This is a genomic window from Roseomonas sp. SRI_022, assembly GCF_057586215.1.
The window spans coordinates 1-17,375 of sequence record NZ_JBYCZL010000025.1 but is presented as its reverse complement, the minus strand read 5'-3'; the positions used below and the strand labels follow the sequence as shown (position 1 = coordinate 17,375).

Here is a 17,375-nt window from a genome sequence, read left to right as displayed (position 1 = left end):
GGCCTGATGCGGCGGAGCGATCAGACAGCCCCGTCGATCAGCGCGCCGGTGCTGCGCCCGCGTCCCGGTTCCAGCGTCTTCATGTAGTAGTGCCCCGCGACCGTCTGCCCGCGTACGCGCGCGTAGAAGGGATGCGTGCCCCAACGCTGGTAGCCGAGGCTCTCGAACAGCGCGATGGCGGTCGCCTGCGTCTCCCGCACATCGAGGTTGATGACGCGGTGGCCGAGGGAAGCGGCGCGTTCCTCCACCTTCGTCACCATCATCCGCGCCAGGCCGAAGCCGCGCGCATAGGGGGCGATGTAGGCGTGGGTCAGCGTGGCGGAGAAGGCCTGCGCCTCGTTGTTGCGGGGCGGGCGGACCAGCAGGGCGGACCCGACGACATGGCCGTCCAGCCGGGCGACGAACAGCTCGCGCTCAGGCACCAGCAGCACGCCACGGAAATGCCGCGCCAGCGCGGCGCGGCCCTGGGGTTCGACCCAGCCGAAGCCGCCACCCTCGATGATGGCGGCGTCGGTCGCCTCGGCCAGATCGGCGAGGTCGGCCTCGGAGAGGCGTTCGGCGCGCTCGACGGCGATCTCGCGCGGTGTCTGCACGGCGACGGAAGCGTTCACGGTTCCCACCGCAGGAAGTTGGCGAGCATCGCGAGCCCCACCGGGCCGCTCTTCTCGACGTGGAATTGCACTCCGGCGAGGTTGCCGCGCGCAATGACCGCGGTCACCGGGCCGGCGTAGTCGGTGGTGGCGATGACATCCTCGGGGTCCTCCGCCTCGAAGGCGTAGGAATGCACGAAGTAGACTTGGTCGCCGGGCTTCACCCCGTCGAGCATCGGGTGGAAGCCTTCTTCGAAGGACAGGCCGTTCCAGCCCATCTGCGGCAGCGGCAACGCCATGCCGTCCATCCGCGGGTCCATCGGCGCCACCGTGCCTGGGATCCAGCCGAGGCCCGGGGTCTGCCCATGTTCCAGCCCGCGCGAGCCCATCAATTGCATGCCGACGCAGATGCCAAGGAATGGCACGCCATGGCCGCGCACCCGCTCCTCGAGCGTGTCCACCACGCCAGGCAGGGCGTCGAGGCCGCGACGGCAGGCCGCGAAGGCGCCCTGGCCCGGCAGCACGATGCGATCGGCGACGCGCAGGTCGGATGCGGCGGTGACGACCTTCACCTCCACATCGATGTCATGGTCCTCCGCCGCCTTCTCGAAGGCGCGGAGCACCGAGGCCAGATTGCCCGAGCCCGGATCGACCACCGCGACGCGCTGCGCCATGCCCAGCCCCTTTTCAGACCGCCACGCGGGCAAGGTCGGGCCGCCAGGCGGCGAGTTGCAGAAAGGCCGCGTCGGCATCGCGCCCCATCACCACCGCTTCGGTCCGCCAGCCGCGCAGGCTGAGCCACCAGGATTGCAGGTTCCGCGCCTCGAACCCGATGAAGAGATTCAGACCGAGCAGCAGCGGACCCGACGCCGCCGGCGGCAGGGTGGCGCCAAGTGCGACCGCCACGGCCACATACAGCGCGGCGAGCGCGAACAGCCTGTGCCAGAGGAACCAAAGCGCCGGGGCCGGCACCGCGAAGGGCGCGAAACCGTCCCGCAGCAGCGCCAACCGCGGCGGCTTTCCCCGGGCCGGCGGCCTGACCTGCACCGTCCAGACGCGCATCCTCAGGCCTCCAGCACCCCTTTGGTGGAGGGGATGGCACCGCCGGCCCGCGGGTCGGGCTCGGTGGCCTGTCGCAGCGCGCGGGCAGCGGCCTTGAAGCAGGCCTCTGCGACATGGTGCGCATTGGTGCCCGCCTTCAAGGTCATGTGAAGCGTGATGCCTGCGTTGAAGGCGAGCGCGCGGAAGAATTCCTCGAACAGCTCGGTGTCCATCTCGCCCACCTTGTCCCGCGCGAAGGGCACGGACCAGGCGAGGAAGGGGCGGCCGGAGATGTCGATGGCGCATTCGGCCAGCGCCTCGTCCATCGGCAGCAGGGCGGCGCCGTAGCGGCGGATGCCGCGCTTGTCGCCGAGCGCCTTGCGCAGCGCCTGGCCGATGACGATGCCGACATCCTCGGCGGTGTGGTGAAAGTCGATATGCAGGTCGCCCTTGGCGGCGATCGTCATGTCGATCAGCGAATGGCGCGCCAGCGCGGTCAGCATGTGGTCGAGGAAGCCGACACCGGTGGCGATCTCAGCCCGGCCCGACCCGTCGAGGTCCAGCGCGACGCGGATCGCGGTTTCGGCGGTCTCGCGGGTGATCTCGGCGCGGCGCGGCGGGGTCAGGGGGCCATCCATGGGGGCTTCCTACGCCGCTCCGACCCGGTCCCGCAATCGTCCGGCCCAGAGCGCGCCGGATCAGGCCGCCAGCGGGCGTTTCAGCACGCTGCGCAGCAGGCGCCGGATCACCGCTTCGGCCTCAGGCGTCAGCGACTGGAAGGCGAGGTGCACCCGCTCACCGGACACGGCCACCACGCTGACCGGCAGCAATACGGTATCGACCATCAATGCGCCGGCCACCCCCGGTGCGACGTCCAGGCCGTGGGCCTGCAGCGCCGCACCGCCTTCGGACAGGTCGAGCAGGTTCACCGCGACCCGGCGCCGGCCGGGCAGTTCCAGCATGGCGCCGCGACGCAGCGGCACCCTTTCGCTGGCACGGCGCTCCGCGGTCCCGGCCGTCTCGGGCAGCGGGTCGGCCACGGCATGGCCGGCCTCGGCGGCGGGACTGGCCGGTCCGGCGGGGCGCATGGGGGCCAGAAGGCTGGTCAGCAGGGCGGTAAGGCGGCGCATGGGGACACACCATCCGGTTGCATGGCGATTCAGAACCACAACCAGCATATCACGGAAAGCGCTTGTACAGCGATGACCGTGCGGTCGCGCACCCCCCGTTGAGTCGCGGCATTCGCGCGCCCATCTTCGGGGCACCATGACCTCCACACAACATGATCCCCTCGGGTGGCACGGGACCACCATTCTTTGCGTGCGCAAGGACGGCCGCGTGGCCATGGCCGGCGACGGCCAGGTCTCGCTCGGCCAGACGGTGGTGAAGGGCAATGCGCGCAAGGTGCGCCGCATCGCCAATGGCCGCGTCCTGTGCGGCTTCGCCGGCGCGACCGCCGATGCCTTCACCCTTCTCGAACGGCTGGAGGCGAAGCTCGAACGCTTCCCTGACCAGCTGGAACGCGCCTGCGTCGATCTCGCCAAGGATTGGCGCACCGACCGCTATCTCCGCCGCCTCGAAGCCCTGCTGGCGGTCGCCGATTCCAAGCGCAGCCTGCTGCTGACCGGCCAGGGCGACGTGCTGGAGCCGGAGGATGCCATCATCGGCATCGGTTCGGGCGGCAACTACGCGCTGTCCGCCGCGCGCGCCCTGCTGCCGGTGGATGGCATCAATGCGGAGGAGATCTGCCGGCGCTCGATGAAGATCGCCGCGGACATCTGCGTCTACACCAACGGCAATATCATTCTCGAAAGCCTGGAACCCTAAGCGTGACGCTCAGCCCATTGAAATCTGCCCCGCGGATCGCGGCTCGACGCGATCCGGGAGCGCACAGCGCGACCGCGCCCAAACCATCCGTAGTCGCAGGCGCAACAGCGCACGGCGCGAAGGCAAGGCTGGCGGACGGGCCCCATGTCGCGTTGCTTCGCAACGCGCATGGGCACCCGGATGCCGGCCGCCCGCCGTCTGAGGGTCAAAACAATGTCTGAAGCCATCAATCTCAGCCCGCGCGAGATCGTCTCCGAGCTCGACCGTCACATCGTCGGCCAGCAGGACGCCAAGCGTGCCGTCGCCATCGCGTTGCGCAACCGCTGGCGGCGCCAGCAGCTCCCCGAAGGGCTGCGCGAGGAAGTGGTGCCGAAGAACATCCTGATGATCGGCCCGACCGGCGTCGGCAAGACCGAGATCGCGCGTCGCCTCGCCAAGCTCGCCAACGCGCCCTTCCTGAAGGTCGAGGCGACGAAATTCACCGAGGTTGGCTATGTCGGCCGCGACGTGGAATCGATCGTGCGCGACCTGGTGGAATCCGCGATCACCATGGCGCGCGAACAGGCCCGCCGCACCGTGCAGGCCAAGGCGGAACTGAACGCCGAGGAACGCCTGCTCTCCGCGCTGGTCGGTGAAGGCGCGTCCGGCGAGACACGCATGAAGTTCCGCCGCATGCTGCGCGCCGGGGAGTTGGAAGCGCGCGAGATCGAGGCGCAGATCGCCGATGGCGGCGGCGGCATGCCGATCGGCATGATGGACCTGCCAGGACAGCAAGGCGTGCAGTTCCAGAACATGCAGGAGATGCTCGGCAAGATGTTCGGCGGCCGCCAGAAGCCGCGGAAGATGACGGTGGCCGAGGCGCGCATCGCTCTCGCCAAGGAAGAAGCCGACAAGCTGCTCGACCAGGATGCGCTGGTGCGCGACGCGGTCGCCAATGCCGAGAACAATGGCATCGTCTTCCTCGACGAGATCGACAAGGTCGCCGCCCGCACGGGCGAAGGCGGCTTCCGCGGCGGCGACGTGTCGCGCGAGGGCGTGCAGCGCGACCTGCTGCCGCTGATCGAGGGCACCACCATCACGACCAAGCACGGGCCGGTGAAGACGGACCACATCCTCTTCATCGCCTCCGGCGCCTTCCACCTGGCCAAGCCGTCCGACCTGCTGCCGGAACTGCAGGGGCGCCTGCCGATCCGCGTGGAACTCTCCGCACTCACGCGCGACGATTTCCGCCGCATCCTGACCGAGCCCGAGCATTCCCTGCTGAAGCAGTACACCGCGCTGCTCGGCACCGAGGGGGTGACGCTCGACTTCGATGCCGATGCGGTCGATGCGCTCGCCGACCTCGCCGCCGAGATCAACGCCAGCGTCGAGAACATCGGCGCGCGGCGCCTCGCCACCGTGCTGGAGCGGCTGTTGGAGGACGTGTCCTTCACCGCCTCCGACCGCGGCGGGGAGACGGTGCATGTGGATGGCGCGATGGTCCGCGGGAAGGTGGCGCCGCTCGCGGGCAGCGCCGACCTGTCGCGCTTCATTCTCTGATCGCCCCGGATGGAGGAGGTTTCACGCGACATGCGTGAAGCCTTCCGCCATTATTTGCGAATGCCTCGCAATCGCGAAAGATGCTTGCCGTGACCTCCCACGCCTTCGACGCCGGCCTGATCCTGTTCCGCGAGGGGATGGAAGCCATCCTCGTCCTGGCTGCCCTCGCGGCCTTCCTGGGCCGGGCGGCGCCGGACCGGATGCGCGCGCTCGGATTCGGCGCCGCGGGCGGCGTGGCGGCGAGCCTGCTGGCCGCCGCCGCCTTCATGGCTTGGCGCGATGGCGCCCATGACGACCGGATCGAAGGCGTGGTCTGCCTCCTCGCCGCTGGGCTGATGCTGTGGACCGGCGGCTGGCTGGCCCGCCGTTCCGACCCGCGCGCCTGGACGGCGGAACTGCGGCGCCGGACCGAGGCGGCGATGGCCGCCCCGCGCGTCAGCCTGGCCGTGGCGCTGATCGGCTTCCTCGCCGTGTTCCGCGAGGGCGCGGAGACGGTGCTGTTCCTCGCCGCGCTGCTGGGCGATGCACCGTCGCCGGCCGCGCTGCTGCCGGGCCTCCTGGCCGCCGCCGCGCTGCTCGGCGCGCTGTGGTTCGCCCTGACCCGGCTGGCAGTGCGGCTGCCGCTGCGGCCGCTGTTCCTCGGCACCTCCGTCTTCCTGCTGGCCATGGCCGCGCGGCTCGCGGCGGCGGCCGTGCAGGAATTCCAGGAACAGACCCTGCTGCCCTTCGACCCGATCGACCTGCCGCGATGGGCCGAGAGCCTCGGGCTTCCCGACAATCTGGAGCAGGTGGCGGCGATGGCGCTGGTGGCGGCGCTCGCATTGCCGGCGCTGGTCGCGGGAATGCGCGGGGGCGGGAAGGCCACGGCGGCCTGAGGTCTGGACGGGCGCTGCCCCTCCAGACCACCCCGCCAAAGGGCAGTGCCCTTTGGAATGCCGGAACTTGGCGCGGGGCGCGGCGGCAGTCGTTCCCAGGCATGACGTCCGCGCTGCACCTTGTCCTGGCACGCGGCGCGGTCCACCTGACAGGCATGAGTCTCGCCACCACCGGGCCGGGCCTTCTGCCGCCCGACGCCGACCGCGAATTGCGCGCCGCGCGGGCGGCGCTCGAGAATCCCTCGCTCGCAGCACGGCTGGCCAATGCCGCCGGCATGCCGGTCGAAGCCCTGCGCGCCCGCCTTCCGGCCGCGGTGCAGGGCGGGCTCGACGGCGCCGTGCGGACCGCCCTGTCCGCAGCCATGACGGCGGCGCTGCGGTCCGGCCCCTCCGTCACCCCGCTTCCGGTGCCTTCGAGCTGGTTTCACCGCGGGCTGGCCGCAGCGTCCGGCGCCATGGGCGGGGCCTTCGGCCTGCCGGGCACGCTGGTGGAACTGCCGGTCTCGACCGCCATCCTGCTGCGTCAGGTCGCGGCCGTCGCCGCCGAGGAAGGCGAGGACCTCACCGCCCCGGGCGCCGCCGCGGAATGCCTGAAGGTCTTCGCCCTGGGCGGCACCAGCCTATCCGATGACGCGGTCGAAAGCGGCTATTTCGCCGTCCGCGTCGCCCTGGCCGAAGCGCTGAAGGGCGCGGTGATGCCGCGCTTCGTGGCGGCAGTGGCAGCGCGCTTCAGCGGCACGGTCGGGCTGAAGCTCACGGCCCAGGCCGCACCGATCCTGGGGGCGGCGGCGGGGGCGGCGGTGAACCTCGCCTTCCTCGCGCATTTCCGCGCCATCGCGCGCGGGCATTTCACGCTGCGGCGGCTGGAACGGACCTATGGCGCGGTGACGGTCCGCGCCGCCTGGGACGCGGTCGCGGCGACGCGCGACGAGCCCTTCCTGCCGCGATAAGGCGCGTTCAGCCCGCCGCGTCGCCACCCGGGCGCGGCGCCTCGATCACGAAAAGCCGGTGCTGTGCGGTATCGACGCGCCGGCGCATCTCATCGCGCCAGATCCGCTCGGCCGTCGCCTGGTCGTGGAAGGGGCCGTGGCACTCCTCGGTGCCCGCTTCCAGCTCCTGCCAAGTGGAATCCGTGAAGATACCACCCCAGACGAACCATAGTTTCCGATCGGCCATCACTCGCTCCGTTGCCCCAAGGGGGCGGCATGTTGCATCGCAACCTGCCCGCAGCCTTGCGCCATCTCAAGATGGCATGGTGTGTCAGTTCACGGTGATCCGCGCCTCCCGCACCACCCGGGCCCATTTCGCGGATTCCTCGCGCAGGAAGGTGGCGAGTTCCTCCGGCGTGGAGGAGACGCCATCCGCCCCGGCCGCGGCCAGGCGTTCACGCACCGTGGCCTGGGCCAGCGCTTCGCGGATGGCGGCGTTGACGCGCTGCACGATCGGCGCGGGCGTGCCGCCGGGCGCCATCATCGCGCCCCAGGATGTCGCCTGCGCCTCCGGCAGGCCGATCTCCGCCAGGGTGGGCACATCCGGCAGCAGCGGCGAACGCCGCGCACCCGTCACCGCCAGCGCGCGCACCCGCCCGCCCTGGATCTGCCCAATCGCCGACGGGATCTGGTCCAGCATCACCTGCACGGTGCCGGCGACCAGATCGTTCAGCGCCGGGGCGCTGCCGCGATAGGGCACGTGCGCGATGTCCACCCGCGCAGCGAGCTTGAACAGTTCCGGCACGGTATGGGTCGATGACCCCGACCCGGCCGAGCCGTAGGACAGCGCACCCGGCCGCGCCCGCACCAGGGCGAGCAATTCCTGCGCCGTCTGTGCGGCAACCTGCGGATTGACGATCAGGACGTGGTCGGTGGTGAAAGCCATCGAGACCGGCGCGAGGTCGCGCAGTGGATCGAAGCCGAGGTTGGAATAGAGATGCGGGTTCACCGTGAGCGTGCCGGTGGTGCCCATCAGCAGCGTGGTGCCGTCGGCGGGGCTGCGGACGACGTTCTCGACGCCGATGTTTCCACCCGCACCGGTGCGGTTCTCGACCACCACAGGTTGGCCGAGCGCCTCCTGCAGCCGTTCGGCCAGGACACGGGCGACGACATCGGTCGCGCCGCCAGCCGGGAAGGGCACGACGAAGCGGATCGGGCGCGTCGGCGACCAGGCGCCTTGCGCGCGCGCCGTGGCGGGCGCGGCAAGGGCGGTCGCGAGCAGGGCTCGGCGTGTGGCGTTCATTTTTCTTGTCCCGGACATTGTCTTGTTGGTGGTCAGCAGAAGGCGTGGCTGGCTTTCACTGCCTGCATCACCGCTTCGGGGTCTTCCGCCCACCAGCGGTTGGACAGGATCTCGACCTCGACGCCGCCCGTCCAGCCTGCGGTCTCGGCCATGGCGCGAATGGCGGGGATGTCGATGACGCCTTCGCCAGGCATGCCACGGTCGAAGACGAGGTCGACGGTTGGCACCTTCCAATCGCAGACATGAAAGCCGGCGATGCGGCCCTTCGCGCGCAGCATCTGCCGCGCCAGGTCGGGATCCCACCACACATGATAGACATCGAGCGCGATGCCGGTGCCTGCGCCGAGCTCCTCGCAGAGGTCGAGCGCCTGGCCGAGGGTGGAGAGCACCGAGCGATCGGCGCAGGTCATCGGATGCAGCGGTTCAAGCGCCAGTGTCACGCCGGCGGCGCGCGCATCGGGCAGGATGGCGTGCAGGCCCTCGCGCATCATCTCGCGCGCGCCGGGAAGGTCCTTCGACCCTTTCGGCAGGCCGCCGCCGAGCACAACCAGGCAGTCGGCGCCGATGGCGTTGGCCTCGGCGATGGCGCGGCGGTTGTCCTCGATGGCCGCGGCGCGGCCGGCGGCATCGGCGGCGGGAAACATGCCGCCGCGGCACAGGCCGGTGACTTTCAGGCCGGCATCGCGGATGTGCTTCGCGGCGGCGGGCAGGCCCATGGCCTGGACCACGTCACGCCAGGGGGAGATGGCGGAGATGCCGTGGCGGGCGCAGGCCTCGATGATCTGCGGCAGGGACCAGGGCTTCACTGTGATGGTGTTGAGGCTGATCGGGCCGGCTTGGGTCATGGCGTGGGCTCCGCAGAGAGGGGCTTTGCCCCTCTCCGCACCTCACCCCACCAAGGGGCAACCGCCCCTTGGATCTGGGCGTTTTCCGCGGTCCAGGGGGCCGTTGCCCCCTGGTGGGGGTGCTCGAGGGGGCAACGCCCCCTCGATGGCGCGCCGCCCATCACGCGACCCCATGCAAGGCAAGCAGCGTGCGCATGCGCGCCACCGCCATCTCCGGGTCGCGCAGCAGCCCGGCCTTGTCGGCGAGGCGGAAGAGTTCCGAGAAATGCTGGATGGATCGCGTGGATTGCTGCCCACCCACCATGACGAAGTGGTCCTGGTGGCCGTTCAGCCAGGCCATGAACACCACGCCGGTTTTGTAGAACCGCGTCGGCGCCTTGAAGATGTGGCGCGACAGCGGGACGGTGGGTGCGAGGATGTCGTGGAAGGTGGACAGGTCGTTGTGCGACAGCGCCGCCAGTGCGCCGCCCACCGCCGGCGCGATCGGGTCGAAGATACCGAGCAGCGCGTCGGAATGCCCCTGCTCGTCACCCGCGATCAATTCGGCGTAGTTGAAGTCGTCGCCGGTGTACATGCGCACGCCGCGCGGCAGGCGGCGGCGCATCGCGATCTCCTTCTTGTCGTCGAGAAGCGAGATCTTCACGCCATCGACCTTGTCGGCATGGGCGATGATGACGGCCAGCGCCGTCTCCATCGCCGCCATGTGGTCGTGGTTGCCCCAGTAGCCTTCCAGGGCCGGGTCGAACATCTCGCCGAGCCAGTGGATGATCACCGGCTGCTTCACCTGCGACAGGATGCGGCCATAGACGCGTTCGTAGTCGGCGGGGGACTTCGCGGCCTTGGCGAGGGCGCGGGAGGCCATGAGGATGATGCGCCCGCCCATCGCCTCGACGGCCTCGCACTGTTCCTCATAGGCGCGGATGACATCGTCCACCGTGACGTCCGGGCCGGGTATGAGGTGATCGGTGCCTGCGCCGGAGGCCATCACCGCACCCGGGTGGTCCTTCATCGCATCGAGCGAGCGGCGGATCAGTTCCTGCGCACCGGCCCAGTCCAAACCCATGCCGCGCTGCGCCGTGTCCATCGCTTCGGCCACGCCGAGGCCGAGCGACCAGAGATGCTTGCGGAAGGCGATGGTGCGGTCCCAGTCGATCTTCACGTCGAGCCAGGGGTCCTGCTCGGTGCGCGTGTCGGCGACGACATGCGCAGCGGCGAGCGCGATGCGCGGGAAGGGCGGTGTCGCCTTGGGAAAGGCGCGCGGCGCGGAGGTCGTGAAGGGTTCGATGGCTGCGCCGTTGGGCAGGTTGATGGTCGGCATGTTCGTCACACCTCCAGCTTCGGCATGTCGATCCAGCGGCGTTCGGCCCAGGACTTCAGCCCCGCTTCCGCGAGCTGCACGCCCTTGGCGCCAGCCAGCAGGTTCCACGGATAGTCGGGCCGCTCGCCCGCGACGTGCTTGAGGAATTCCTCCCACTGCACGCGGAAACCGTTGGGGAAATCCTGCGTCGTCGGCACTTCCTGCCAACCAGCGAAGAAGTCGATCGTCTGTGGCTGGTCGGGGTTCCACACCGGCTTCGGCGTTGCGACGCGCGACTGCGTCCAGCACTTGTGCAGGCCGCAGATGGCGGACCCATGCGTGCCATCCACCTGGAAGGTCACGAGGTCATCGCGCCGCACGCGCGTGACCCAGGACGAATTGATGTGCGCAACCACGCCGCCTTCCAGCTGGAAGGTCGCATAGGCGGCATCGTCGGCATCCGCCTTATACGGCTTGCCGTCCTCGCCGATGCGCTCGGGGATGTGCACGGCGCCGAGGCACGACACCGCCTCCACATTGCCGAACAGATTGTCCAGCACATAGCGCCAGTGGCAGAGCATATCGAGGATGATGCCACCGCCCTCGGCCTTCTTGTAGTTCCAGGACGGGCGCTGCGCGGGCTGCAGGTCGCCCTCGAACACCCAGTAGCCGAATTCGCCCTTCACCGAGCAGATACGCCCGAGGAAGCCACTGTCGATCACCATCTTCAGCTTGCGCAGGCCGGGCAGGAATAGCTTGTCCTGCACCACACCGTTCTTGATGCCGGCGGCCTTCGCCAGCTTCGCCACATCCAGCGCATCGGCCAGGTTGTCGGCGGTCGGCTTCTCGCAATAGATGTGCTTGCCGGCCGCAATCGCCTTGCGCAGCAGGCCCGCACGCATCTGCGTCGTCGCGGCGTCGAAGAAGATCTCATCCTTCGGGTCGGCCAGGCAGGCATCGAGGTCGGTGCTGACGCGGCTGATGCCGTGCGCCTTGGCCAGCGCTTCCAGCTTCGCCCTGTTGCGCCCGACGATCACCGGATCCGGCATGATCGTGTCGCCATTCGCGAGCTTCACGCCGCCATCGGCGCGGATCGCCGCGATGGACCGGATCAGGTGCTGGTTCATCCCCATCCGGCCGGTGACGCCGTTCATGATGAGGCCGATGCGGCGTTCCGCCATGTGTCGTGATCCCTTACGAAAGCCAGCGATGGAGATTGGCCGCGACGAAGGCGTCATCCGTCAGGTGCGGATAGCGTTCGGCGACCGCGGTCAGCAGCTCCGCCTGTCCGGGCGAGAGCGATTCATGGTCGTCGAGGCACCAGATGCCTTCGAGCAACCCCTGGCGGCGCAGCACCTCATGGCAGCCGGCGATGACGCCGTGGAAGTCGTGCGCCACGTCGAAGACGGCAGCGTTCATCTCGGTGACGGCGGCATCGAGCGCCAGCAGATCGGCCGGGATTGGGCCCGTCACCGCGGCGCAGCGCGCCTGGAACTCGACCGCCGCGCGGTTCCACACCGACCAATGGCCCAGCAGGCCGCCGACGATCCGCAGCGTCGTCGGGCGCCCCTGATGCACCAGGGTGAAGGGCGTCAGCAGATCGGCGACGATGTGGTCGTCATTGCCCGTGTAGAGTGCGATGCGGTCCTGCGCGCCAGCTTCCAGCACGCCACGCAGCACATCGAGCGTCGCGTAGCGGTTGAAGGGGGCCATCTTGATGGCGACGACATTCTCGATCGCTGCGAAGCGCTTCCAGAAGGAGGCCGGCAGGGGGACGCCACCCACGGCGGGTTGAAGGTAGAAGCCGAACAGCGGCATCTCGGCCGCGACCGCCTTGCAATGGGCGATGATCTCGTCTTCCGAGGCGCCCTTCCAGGCGGCCAGCGACAACAACACCGCGTGATAGCCCAGCCCGCGCGCGACCTGCGCTTCCTTCACGGCCTGCGCGGTACGGCCGATCGCGCCACCCACCAGGATCGGGGTGTCGCTCCGCTCGGCGGCGGCCTCGGCGGCGATGCGCAGCACGGTTTCGTACATGCCGCGCTCGCGGATCGCGAATTGCGTGGTGTGCACACCGACGGCGAGGCCGCCGGACCCGGCATCGAGGTAGTAGCGCGACAGCGCCTTCTGTCGGCGCGGATCCAGGGCGCGCCCGGCCGTCAGCGCCAACGGATGCGCCGGGATCGCGCAGCCCGCAGCAAGCCGTTCGGCCACGCCCGCGGGCCAGTCCTCTCGCTTCAGACCCAATTCTGTTCCCCCCGGCGCAACAGTAACCGAATGGTTACTTAAGCGAGGCCAGGACATGGGTCAAGCAAGCTCCTGAAACGCAGAACGCCCCGCGCATCGCTGCGCGGGGCGTTCCAAATTCTTAGCCCGACAAGGCGTCGCGCCGGGATCTTCAGCGCAACGCCGAGGCACGGCGCGCCGACGGGCGGCCCAAATGGGCCGCACCCGGCGCTCAAAACTAACGCCGCAGGTTCAACCGGCCGATCAGCGTCTCGTAGCGCTTCTGGCTCTTGCGCTTCAGGTAGTCGAGTAGGCCGCGGCGCTGGCCGACCAGCACGAGCAGGCCACGACGCGAATGGAAATCCTTCGCATGGGTCTTGAGGTGCTCGGTCAGGTTCGAAATGCGCTCGGACAGGATGGCGACCTGAACTTCCGGGCTGCCCGTGTCATTGGGGCCGGTCGCATAATCCTTGATGACCGCCTGGCGGCGTTCGGCAGTGATCGACATCGGGTTATCCTTCGTGTTGGCCGGGCGCGAACGCCGTCGGCTGGCTTGTTGACGTCGGCCGGCCGATCAGGACCTCCGCGCCCTTCGGCGCTTCGGCTATCGGGCAGCCTCGCCCTGGCCCAGCCACCGCTCCGGCTTCAGCAAGCCTTCCTCGAAGCGGGCGAGACCCATCAGGCGCTCCCCCGCCATCGCCCTGGCCAAGCCCCCATCGGGGTTGGCCTCGCGCGGTACCCGGCCCATCAATTCGACCAGCGGTATGGGCTGGCCAAAGGACAGGCGGGCGACCTCGGCCTCGGTGAGGGCCAGCGCCGGGATGTCGGCCAGCGCGGTCGTCACCGGAAGCAGAAGCTCCGGGGAAGGGGGCGGGGTATCGCCGGAAACGGCGATCCTGTCCAGCGGAACAGCATCCTTTTCAAGAAAGGGTCCGACCCGCATGCGGCGCAGGGCTGCGATATGCCCCACCGTGCCGCAGGCCTTCGCGATGTCTCGCGCGAGGGAGCGCATGTACACGCCCTTGCCGGATTCCACGAAGAAGATGGCGGTGTCGGCATCCGGCCGCTCGATCAGTTCGAAGCGATCGACGCGCGCGGGCCGCGGGGCGAGCTCCACCGCCTCCCCAGCGCGAGCCAGATCATAGGCGCGTTCGCCCGAGACCTTGATCGCGGAATAGATCGGCGGGACCTGCATGATGTCGCCGATGAAGGCCGGCAGCGCCGCGCGGATCTGGTCGTCGGTCGGCCGCGCGTCGGAGGTCTCCGTCACCTTGCCGTCGGCATCGTCGGAATCCCGGCCCTCGCCGATCCGCAGCGTGAAGCGGTACTGCTTCGTCCCGTCCATGACGTAGGGCACGGTCTTGGTCGCCGCGCCGAAGGCGATGGGCAGCACGCCGGTCGCCAGCGGGTCGAGCGTGCCACCATGCCCGCATTTCTGCGCCTGGAAGCCGCGCTTGCAGATCGCGACGACATCCGTGCTGCCGATCGCTGTCGGCTTGTCGATGATCAGCCAGCCGTCGATCGGGCGGCCTTTCGGCTTGCGGTGGCGGTGATGGGCCATGCGATGATCCGGGGAATGATGAGGGGCGCGTTGCGGCGCCGTTTCAGAAAGCCAGGCCGCCAATGTCCGAGGACGGCGAGGAAGAAGACCGCGAGGTGCCGCTCTGGGCCCGCATCCTGATCGCCGCCATCGTGCTGGCATCGGGTGCGGCGATCGGCGGGGTCGCGGGGGAAAGCTGGGGCTCGGCGCTGGCCGGCGCGCTGGTGGCAAGCCCTGTCGCGGCATTCGGCTTCATGGTGCCGAATGTGCTGCTGGGCATCCTGCTGGTGCTCGAGGTGTTCAGCTGCGCCTCCTGACTCAGGCGGGCACCGGGCGCGGGCGGCCGGCCTCGTCGAGTGCGACGAAGGTGAAGGTCGCCTCCGTCACGCGGGCATCGTCCTCTGCGGTGCGGTCGCGACGCCAGGCCTCGACATGCACGCGGATGGAACTGCGCCCGACGCCGAGCAGCCGACCATAGAGGCTGACCTCATCGCCCACGCGCACCGGCAGGTGAAAGGTCATCGCCTCCACCGCCACGGTCGCGACGCGGCCGCGCGCGCGTCGCAGCGCGACGGACGCGCCGGCCTGGTCCATATGCGCCATCAGCCAGCCGCCGAAGATATCCCCAGCGGGGTTGGCATCGGCCGGCATGGCGATGACACGGACTTGCGGCGCCTCAGCCGGCGGGGCAGCGCTCATGCCTCGCCGTCCTCGTTCGGCTCCAGGTCGCGCTGCACTTCGGGGCGGTGCATCACCTCATTGATGTGCATCGCATAGCCGAGCGCGGTGTCGGGCTGGAAATGTAGGTCGGGAGCGTATTTGAGCCGCACAGCATGCGCGACCTCCCGCCGCAGGAAGGGGGAGACGCGCTTCAGCCCGGCCAGTTGTTCCTTCGTCAGGTCCTTGCCCAGCGCGGAAACGAAGGCCGTGACGTGCTTCAGGTCGGGGGAGGCGCGGACCTCGGTGACCGTGACGTGCAGGCCATGCAGGTCGGGGTCGCGGAATTCCTCCCGTGCGAAGACGGCAGACAGCGAGTGGCGAATTTCCTCAGCGACGCGAAGCTGCCGCTGGGACGGGCCGTCATCGCGGCCGCGGTGATTTGGCTTGCTCATGGGAACCTACCTTGCCTCCCTGCACTTTCGGCGCACCGAAGGTGCGCCCGGAGCGCACAGCGCGACCGCGCCAGACCGCCATTCGTCGCCAATGCGACAGTGCACGGCGCGAAAGCCAAGCGCGCGGATGCGCGCGCTCGGCGTTTGAGGGCAAAAAACCTAAGGTTGCTGCTGCCCGTCAGGCGGCAGCAACCGTCTCCACCTCATAGCACTCGATCTGGTCGCTGACGCGGATGTCGTCGTAGTTCGCGAAGGACATGCCGCACTCCAGGCCATTGCCCACCTCGCGGACATCGTCCTTGAAGCGCTTCAGCGTGGACAATTCGCCCTGGTGGATCACCACGCCGTCGCGCAGCAGGCGCACGCCGGCGCCGCGCTTGACCACGCCTTCGGTGATGCGGCAGCCCGCCACCTTGCCGATCTTCTTGACCTCGAAGACCTGCAGGATCTGCGCGTAGCCCAGGAACTTCTCGCGCTGCACCGGCGCGAGCTTGCCCTTGTAGAGCTTCTCGATGTCGTCGGCGACTTCGTAGATGATCGAGTAGTAGCGGATATCCACGCCTTCCTTCGCCGCCAGGTCGCGCGCCTGCGACGTCGCGCGGACGTTGAAGGCGACGATCACGGCGTCGGAGGCCTTGGCGAGCTGGATGTCGGATTCGGTGATCTGGCCCACCGCCGAATGCAGCACGCGGACCTTCACTTCGTCGTTGCCGAGCTTGCCCAGCGTTACGCCGATCGCCTCGGCGGAACCCTGCACGTCCGCCTTCACGACGACGGCGACTTCCTTCTGCTCGCCCGCCTGGATGCGCGCCAGCATGTCGGTCAGGTTGCCGCGGCCGGCGCCGGCAGCAGCCGCCGCCTTGTCGCGCAGCTTGCGCTGGCGGAACTCGGAAACCTCGCGGGCGCGCGCCTCATTCTCGACGGCGATGAAGTTCTCGCCGGCGGAAGGCACGCCCGACAGGCCCAGGATCTCGACCGGCAGGGACGGGCCGGCTTCCTTCAGCTGGCGCCCCTTGTCGTCGAGCATCGCGCGCACCCGGCCCCATTCGGCGCCAGCGACGACGATGTCGCCCTGCTTCAGCGTGCCTTTCTGGACCAGCACGGTCGCCACGGGGCCACGGCCGCGATCGAGCTTGGATTCGATCACCGTGCCTTCCGCCGCGCGGTTCGGGTTCGCCTTGAGGTCCAACACCTCGGCCTGCAGGGAGATCGCCTCGAGCAGCTTGTCGAGGTTGATCTTCTGCGTCGCCGAGACCTCGATCTCCTGCGTCTCGCCGCCGAGGGATTCCACCACGATCTCGTGCTGCAGGAGTTCCTGCTTCACGCGCTCGGGCTTCACGCCGGGCTTGTCGATCTTGTTGACGGCCACGATGATCGGCACGCCCGCGGCACGGGCATGGCGGATCGCCTCGACCGTCTGGGGCATCACGCCGTCATCGGCCGCAACCACCAGCACGACCATGTCGGTCACGGATGCGCCGCGCGCGCGCATGGCGGTAAACGCCTCATGGCCCGGCGTGTCGATGAAGGTGACCTTCGACCCGTCCGGCACCGTGATCTGATAGGCGCCGATGTGCTGGGTGATACCGCCGGCCTCGTGCGCAACCACGTCGGTCTTGCGCAGCGCATCGAGCAGCGAGGTCTTGCCGTGGTCGACATGGCCCATGATGGTCACCACCGGCGGGCGCGGCGCCAGCTCGGTATCGGTGTCCTCCGCGCCTTCCAGGCCGATCTCGACGTCGGATTCGCTCACGCGCTTCACGCGGTGGCCGAATTCCTGGACCACGAGTTCCGCGGTGTCGGCGTCGATGGACTGCGTCAGCGTCGCCATGACGCCCATGCGGAACAGGGCCTTCACCACCTCGCCGCCACGCGCGGCCATGCGGTTCGCCAGTTCCTGCACGGTGATGGCTTCCGGCACCACCACGTCACGCACGACGCGCTCGGCGCCGGACCGCAGACGGGCAAGTTCCTGCTGCCGCCGCTCGCGGTCGCGGGCACGACGCAGCGAGGCGATGGAGCGGCTGCGCTCATCCTCACCCTCGATCGCGGCCTGCACGTCGATGCGGCCTTCGCGGCGGCGATCCGTGGTCGGCGCGGCCTTCTTGACCGGCACCGGCATCGGGCGACGACCCGGCGCGCCCGGCGGGCCGCCCGGGCGGCGCACCACGGGACGACGCTCGTCATCTTCCTCGGAGGACGAGCGGGCCTTCAGCGTCAGGCGCGCGGCCGGGCTGTCGCCGTCCGGCTT

General features: G+C 69.4%; 21 protein-coding genes. 5 read left to right on the top strand and 16 right to left on the bottom strand.

What is annotated here, in order from left to right:
• Window positions 1-20 precede the first annotated feature (20 nt).
• Genes AC2YHJ_RS21370 through AC2YHJ_RS21350 form a run of 5 tightly spaced genes read right to left on the bottom strand, consistent with a single transcriptional unit; the run spans window position 21 to window position 2,761 of the window.
• Window positions 21-575, bottom strand: a complete 555-nt coding sequence (locus AC2YHJ_RS21370) for an N-acetyltransferase family protein (protein WP_487398251.1) — start codon at window positions 573-575, stop codon at window positions 21-23.
• A gap of 32 nt (window positions 576-607) precedes the next feature.
• A complete protein-coding gene (gene hisH, locus AC2YHJ_RS21365; protein ID WP_487398197.1) occupies window positions 608-1,264 on the bottom strand; it encodes an imidazole glycerol phosphate synthase subunit HisH in 657 nt (218 codons plus the stop codon).
• A 13-nt stretch (window positions 1,265-1,277) separates the two neighbouring features.
• The gene (locus tag AC2YHJ_RS21360) at window positions 1,278-1,652 is read right to left on the bottom strand and encodes a DUF2628 domain-containing protein (RefSeq protein WP_487398196.1); all 375 of its coding nucleotides are present in this window, start codon (window positions 1,650-1,652) and stop codon (window positions 1,278-1,280) included.
• Window positions 1,653-1,654: 2 nt separating this feature from the next.
• Complete coding sequence (gene hisB, locus AC2YHJ_RS21355) at window positions 1,655-2,269, bottom strand: imidazoleglycerol-phosphate dehydratase HisB (protein ID WP_487398195.1); 615 nt, start codon at window positions 2,267-2,269, stop codon at window positions 1,655-1,657.
• 60 nt (window positions 2,270-2,329) lie between these two features.
• Entirely contained in the window at window positions 2,330-2,761 is a 432-nt protein-coding gene (locus tag AC2YHJ_RS21350) for a PilZ domain-containing protein (protein ID WP_487398194.1), read from the bottom strand.
• A gap of 136 nt (window positions 2,762-2,897) precedes the next feature.
• Here AC2YHJ_RS21350 and hslV point away from each other — a divergent pair, with 136 nt between their 5' ends.
• The 4 genes from hslV to AC2YHJ_RS21330 all read left to right on the top strand — a co-directional run bounded on the left by hslV (window position 2,898) and on the right by AC2YHJ_RS21330 (window position 6,822).
• Window positions 2,898-3,458, top strand: coding sequence for an ATP-dependent protease subunit HslV (gene hslV, locus AC2YHJ_RS21345; protein WP_487398193.1), 561 nt, complete (start codon window positions 2,898-2,900; stop codon window positions 3,456-3,458).
• A 213-nt stretch (window positions 3,459-3,671) separates the two neighbouring features.
• Window positions 3,672-4,997, top strand: a complete 1,326-nt coding sequence (gene hslU / locus AC2YHJ_RS21340) for an ATP-dependent protease ATPase subunit HslU (protein ID WP_487398192.1) — start codon at window positions 3,672-3,674, stop codon at window positions 4,995-4,997.
• Between the two features lie 89 nt (window positions 4,998-5,086).
• Window positions 5,087-5,872 carry an FTR1 family protein gene (locus tag AC2YHJ_RS21335; protein ID WP_487398191.1) on the top strand — a complete coding sequence of 262 codons (786 nt, stop codon included), beginning with the start codon at window positions 5,087-5,089 and terminating at the stop codon, window positions 5,870-5,872.
• Window positions 5,873-5,973: 101 nt separating this feature from the next.
• Window positions 5,974-6,822 carry an EcsC family protein gene (locus AC2YHJ_RS21330; protein WP_487398190.1) on the top strand — a complete coding sequence of 283 codons (849 nt, stop codon included), beginning with the start codon at window positions 5,974-5,976 and terminating at the stop codon, window positions 6,820-6,822.
• A gap of 7 nt (window positions 6,823-6,829) precedes the next feature.
• Here AC2YHJ_RS21330 and AC2YHJ_RS21325 read toward each other — a convergent pair whose 3' ends face one another.
• The 8 genes from AC2YHJ_RS21325 to truB form a co-directional block, all read right to left on the bottom strand.
• Window positions 6,830-7,048: a DUF4170 domain-containing protein gene (locus AC2YHJ_RS21325; RefSeq protein WP_487398189.1), complete on the bottom strand. Its 219-nt coding sequence runs from the start codon at window positions 7,046-7,048 to the stop codon at window positions 6,830-6,832.
• A gap of 84 nt (window positions 7,049-7,132) precedes the next feature.
• On the bottom strand, window positions 7,133-8,104 hold the full coding sequence (locus AC2YHJ_RS21320) for a Bug family tripartite tricarboxylate transporter substrate binding protein (protein ID WP_487398188.1): 972 nt from the start codon (window positions 8,102-8,104) through the stop codon (window positions 7,133-7,135).
• Between the two features lie 32 nt (window positions 8,105-8,136).
• Window positions 8,137-8,949, bottom strand: coding sequence for a sugar phosphate isomerase/epimerase family protein (locus AC2YHJ_RS21315; protein WP_487398187.1), 813 nt, complete (start codon window positions 8,947-8,949; stop codon window positions 8,137-8,139).
• A gap of 160 nt (window positions 8,950-9,109) precedes the next feature.
• Window positions 9,110-10,267, bottom strand: a complete 1,158-nt coding sequence (locus AC2YHJ_RS21310; protein ID WP_487398186.1) for a dihydrodipicolinate synthase family protein — start codon at window positions 10,265-10,267, stop codon at window positions 9,110-9,112.
• A gap of 5 nt (window positions 10,268-10,272) precedes the next feature.
• Entirely contained in the window at window positions 10,273-11,427 is a 1,155-nt protein-coding gene (locus tag AC2YHJ_RS21305) for a Gfo/Idh/MocA family protein (protein ID WP_487398185.1), read from the bottom strand.
• Between the two features lie 13 nt (window positions 11,428-11,440).
• Complete coding sequence (locus tag AC2YHJ_RS21300) at window positions 11,441-12,493, bottom strand: dihydrodipicolinate synthase family protein (RefSeq protein ID WP_487398184.1); 1,053 nt, start codon at window positions 12,491-12,493, stop codon at window positions 11,441-11,443.
• 217 nt (window positions 12,494-12,710) lie between these two features.
• Window positions 12,711-12,980 (bottom strand): 30S ribosomal protein S15, encoded by a 270-nt coding sequence (rpsO, locus tag AC2YHJ_RS21295; RefSeq protein ID WP_487398183.1) that lies wholly within the window; start codon window positions 12,978-12,980, stop codon window positions 12,711-12,713.
• Window positions 12,981-13,076: 96 nt separating this feature from the next.
• Window positions 13,077-14,033 carry a tRNA pseudouridine(55) synthase TruB gene (gene truB, locus AC2YHJ_RS21290; RefSeq protein WP_487398182.1) on the bottom strand — a complete coding sequence of 319 codons (957 nt, stop codon included), beginning with the start codon at window positions 14,031-14,033 and terminating at the stop codon, window positions 13,077-13,079.
• A 62-nt stretch (window positions 14,034-14,095) separates the two neighbouring features.
• Here truB and AC2YHJ_RS21285 point away from each other — a divergent pair, with 62 nt between their 5' ends.
• Window positions 14,096-14,329: a hypothetical protein gene (locus AC2YHJ_RS21285; RefSeq protein WP_487398181.1), complete on the top strand. Its 234-nt coding sequence runs from the start codon at window positions 14,096-14,098 to the stop codon at window positions 14,327-14,329.
• A 1-nt stretch (window position 14,330) separates the two neighbouring features.
• Here the strand turns inward: AC2YHJ_RS21285 and AC2YHJ_RS21280 are convergent, their stop codons facing one another.
• The 3 genes from AC2YHJ_RS21280 to infB all read right to left on the bottom strand — a co-directional run.
• Complete coding sequence (locus tag AC2YHJ_RS21280) at window positions 14,331-14,711, bottom strand: acyl-CoA thioesterase (protein WP_487398180.1); 381 nt, start codon at window positions 14,709-14,711, stop codon at window positions 14,331-14,333.
• On the bottom strand, window positions 14,708-15,124 hold the full coding sequence (gene rbfA, locus AC2YHJ_RS21275) for a 30S ribosome-binding factor RbfA (RefSeq protein WP_487398179.1): 417 nt from the start codon (window positions 15,122-15,124) through the stop codon (window positions 14,708-14,710). The genes AC2YHJ_RS21280 and rbfA overlap by 4 nt, the downstream gene beginning before the upstream one ends.
• Window positions 15,125-15,302: 178 nt before the next feature.
• A partial coding sequence (infB, locus tag AC2YHJ_RS21270) for a translation initiation factor IF-2 (protein WP_487398178.1) occupies window positions 15,303-17,375 on the bottom strand: 2,073 nt, incomplete at its 5' end.

Excerpts from the sequence above, each read along its gene's own strand:
- hisB (WP_487398195.1), bottom strand. The coding sequence starts at position 2,269 with ATGGATGGCCCCCTGACCCCGCCGCGCCGCGCCGAGATCACCCGCGAG.
- hslU (WP_487398192.1), top strand. The coding sequence starts at position 3,672 with ATGTCTGAAGCCATCAATCTCAGCCCGCGCGAGATCGTCTCCGAGCTC.
- AC2YHJ_RS21285 (WP_487398181.1), top strand. The coding sequence starts at position 14,096 with ATGTCCGAGGACGGCGAGGAAGAAGACCGCGAGGTGCCGCTCTGGGCC.
- rpsO (WP_487398183.1), bottom strand. The coding sequence starts at position 12,980 with ATGTCGATCACTGCCGAACGCCGCCAGGCGGTCATCAAGGATTATGCG.
- AC2YHJ_RS21360 (WP_487398196.1), bottom strand. The coding sequence starts at position 1,652 with ATGCGCGTCTGGACGGTGCAGGTCAGGCCGCCGGCCCGGGGAAAGCCG.
- AC2YHJ_RS21305 (WP_487398185.1), bottom strand. The coding sequence starts at position 11,427 with ATGGCGGAACGCCGCATCGGCCTCATCATGAACGGCGTCACCGGCCGG.
- AC2YHJ_RS21350 (WP_487398194.1), bottom strand. The coding sequence starts at position 2,761 with ATGCGCCGCCTTACCGCCCTGCTGACCAGCCTTCTGGCCCCCATGCGC.
- truB (WP_487398182.1), bottom strand. The coding sequence starts at position 14,033 with ATGGCCCATCACCGCCACCGCAAGCCGAAAGGCCGCCCGATCGACGGC.
- hisH (WP_487398197.1), bottom strand. The coding sequence starts at position 1,264 with ATGGCGCAGCGCGTCGCGGTGGTCGATCCGGGCTCGGGCAATCTGGCC.
- AC2YHJ_RS21315 (WP_487398187.1), bottom strand. The coding sequence starts at position 8,949 with ATGACCCAAGCCGGCCCGATCAGCCTCAACACCATCACAGTGAAGCCC.
- hslV (WP_487398193.1), top strand. The coding sequence starts at position 2,898 with ATGACCTCCACACAACATGATCCCCTCGGGTGGCACGGGACCACCATT.
- rbfA (WP_487398179.1), bottom strand. The coding sequence starts at position 15,124 with ATGAGCAAGCCAAATCACCGCGGCCGCGATGACGGCCCGTCCCAGCGG.
- AC2YHJ_RS21320 (WP_487398188.1), bottom strand. The coding sequence starts at position 8,104 with ATGAACGCCACACGCCGAGCCCTGCTCGCGACCGCCCTTGCCGCGCCC.
- AC2YHJ_RS21330 (WP_487398190.1), top strand. The coding sequence starts at position 5,974 with ATGACGTCCGCGCTGCACCTTGTCCTGGCACGCGGCGCGGTCCACCTG.
- AC2YHJ_RS21280 (WP_487398180.1), bottom strand. The coding sequence starts at position 14,711 with ATGAGCGCTGCCCCGCCGGCTGAGGCGCCGCAAGTCCGTGTCATCGCC.
- AC2YHJ_RS21325 (WP_487398189.1), bottom strand. The coding sequence starts at position 7,048 with ATGGCCGATCGGAAACTATGGTTCGTCTGGGGTGGTATCTTCACGGAT.
- AC2YHJ_RS21310 (WP_487398186.1), bottom strand. The coding sequence starts at position 10,267 with ATGCCGACCATCAACCTGCCCAACGGCGCAGCCATCGAACCCTTCACG.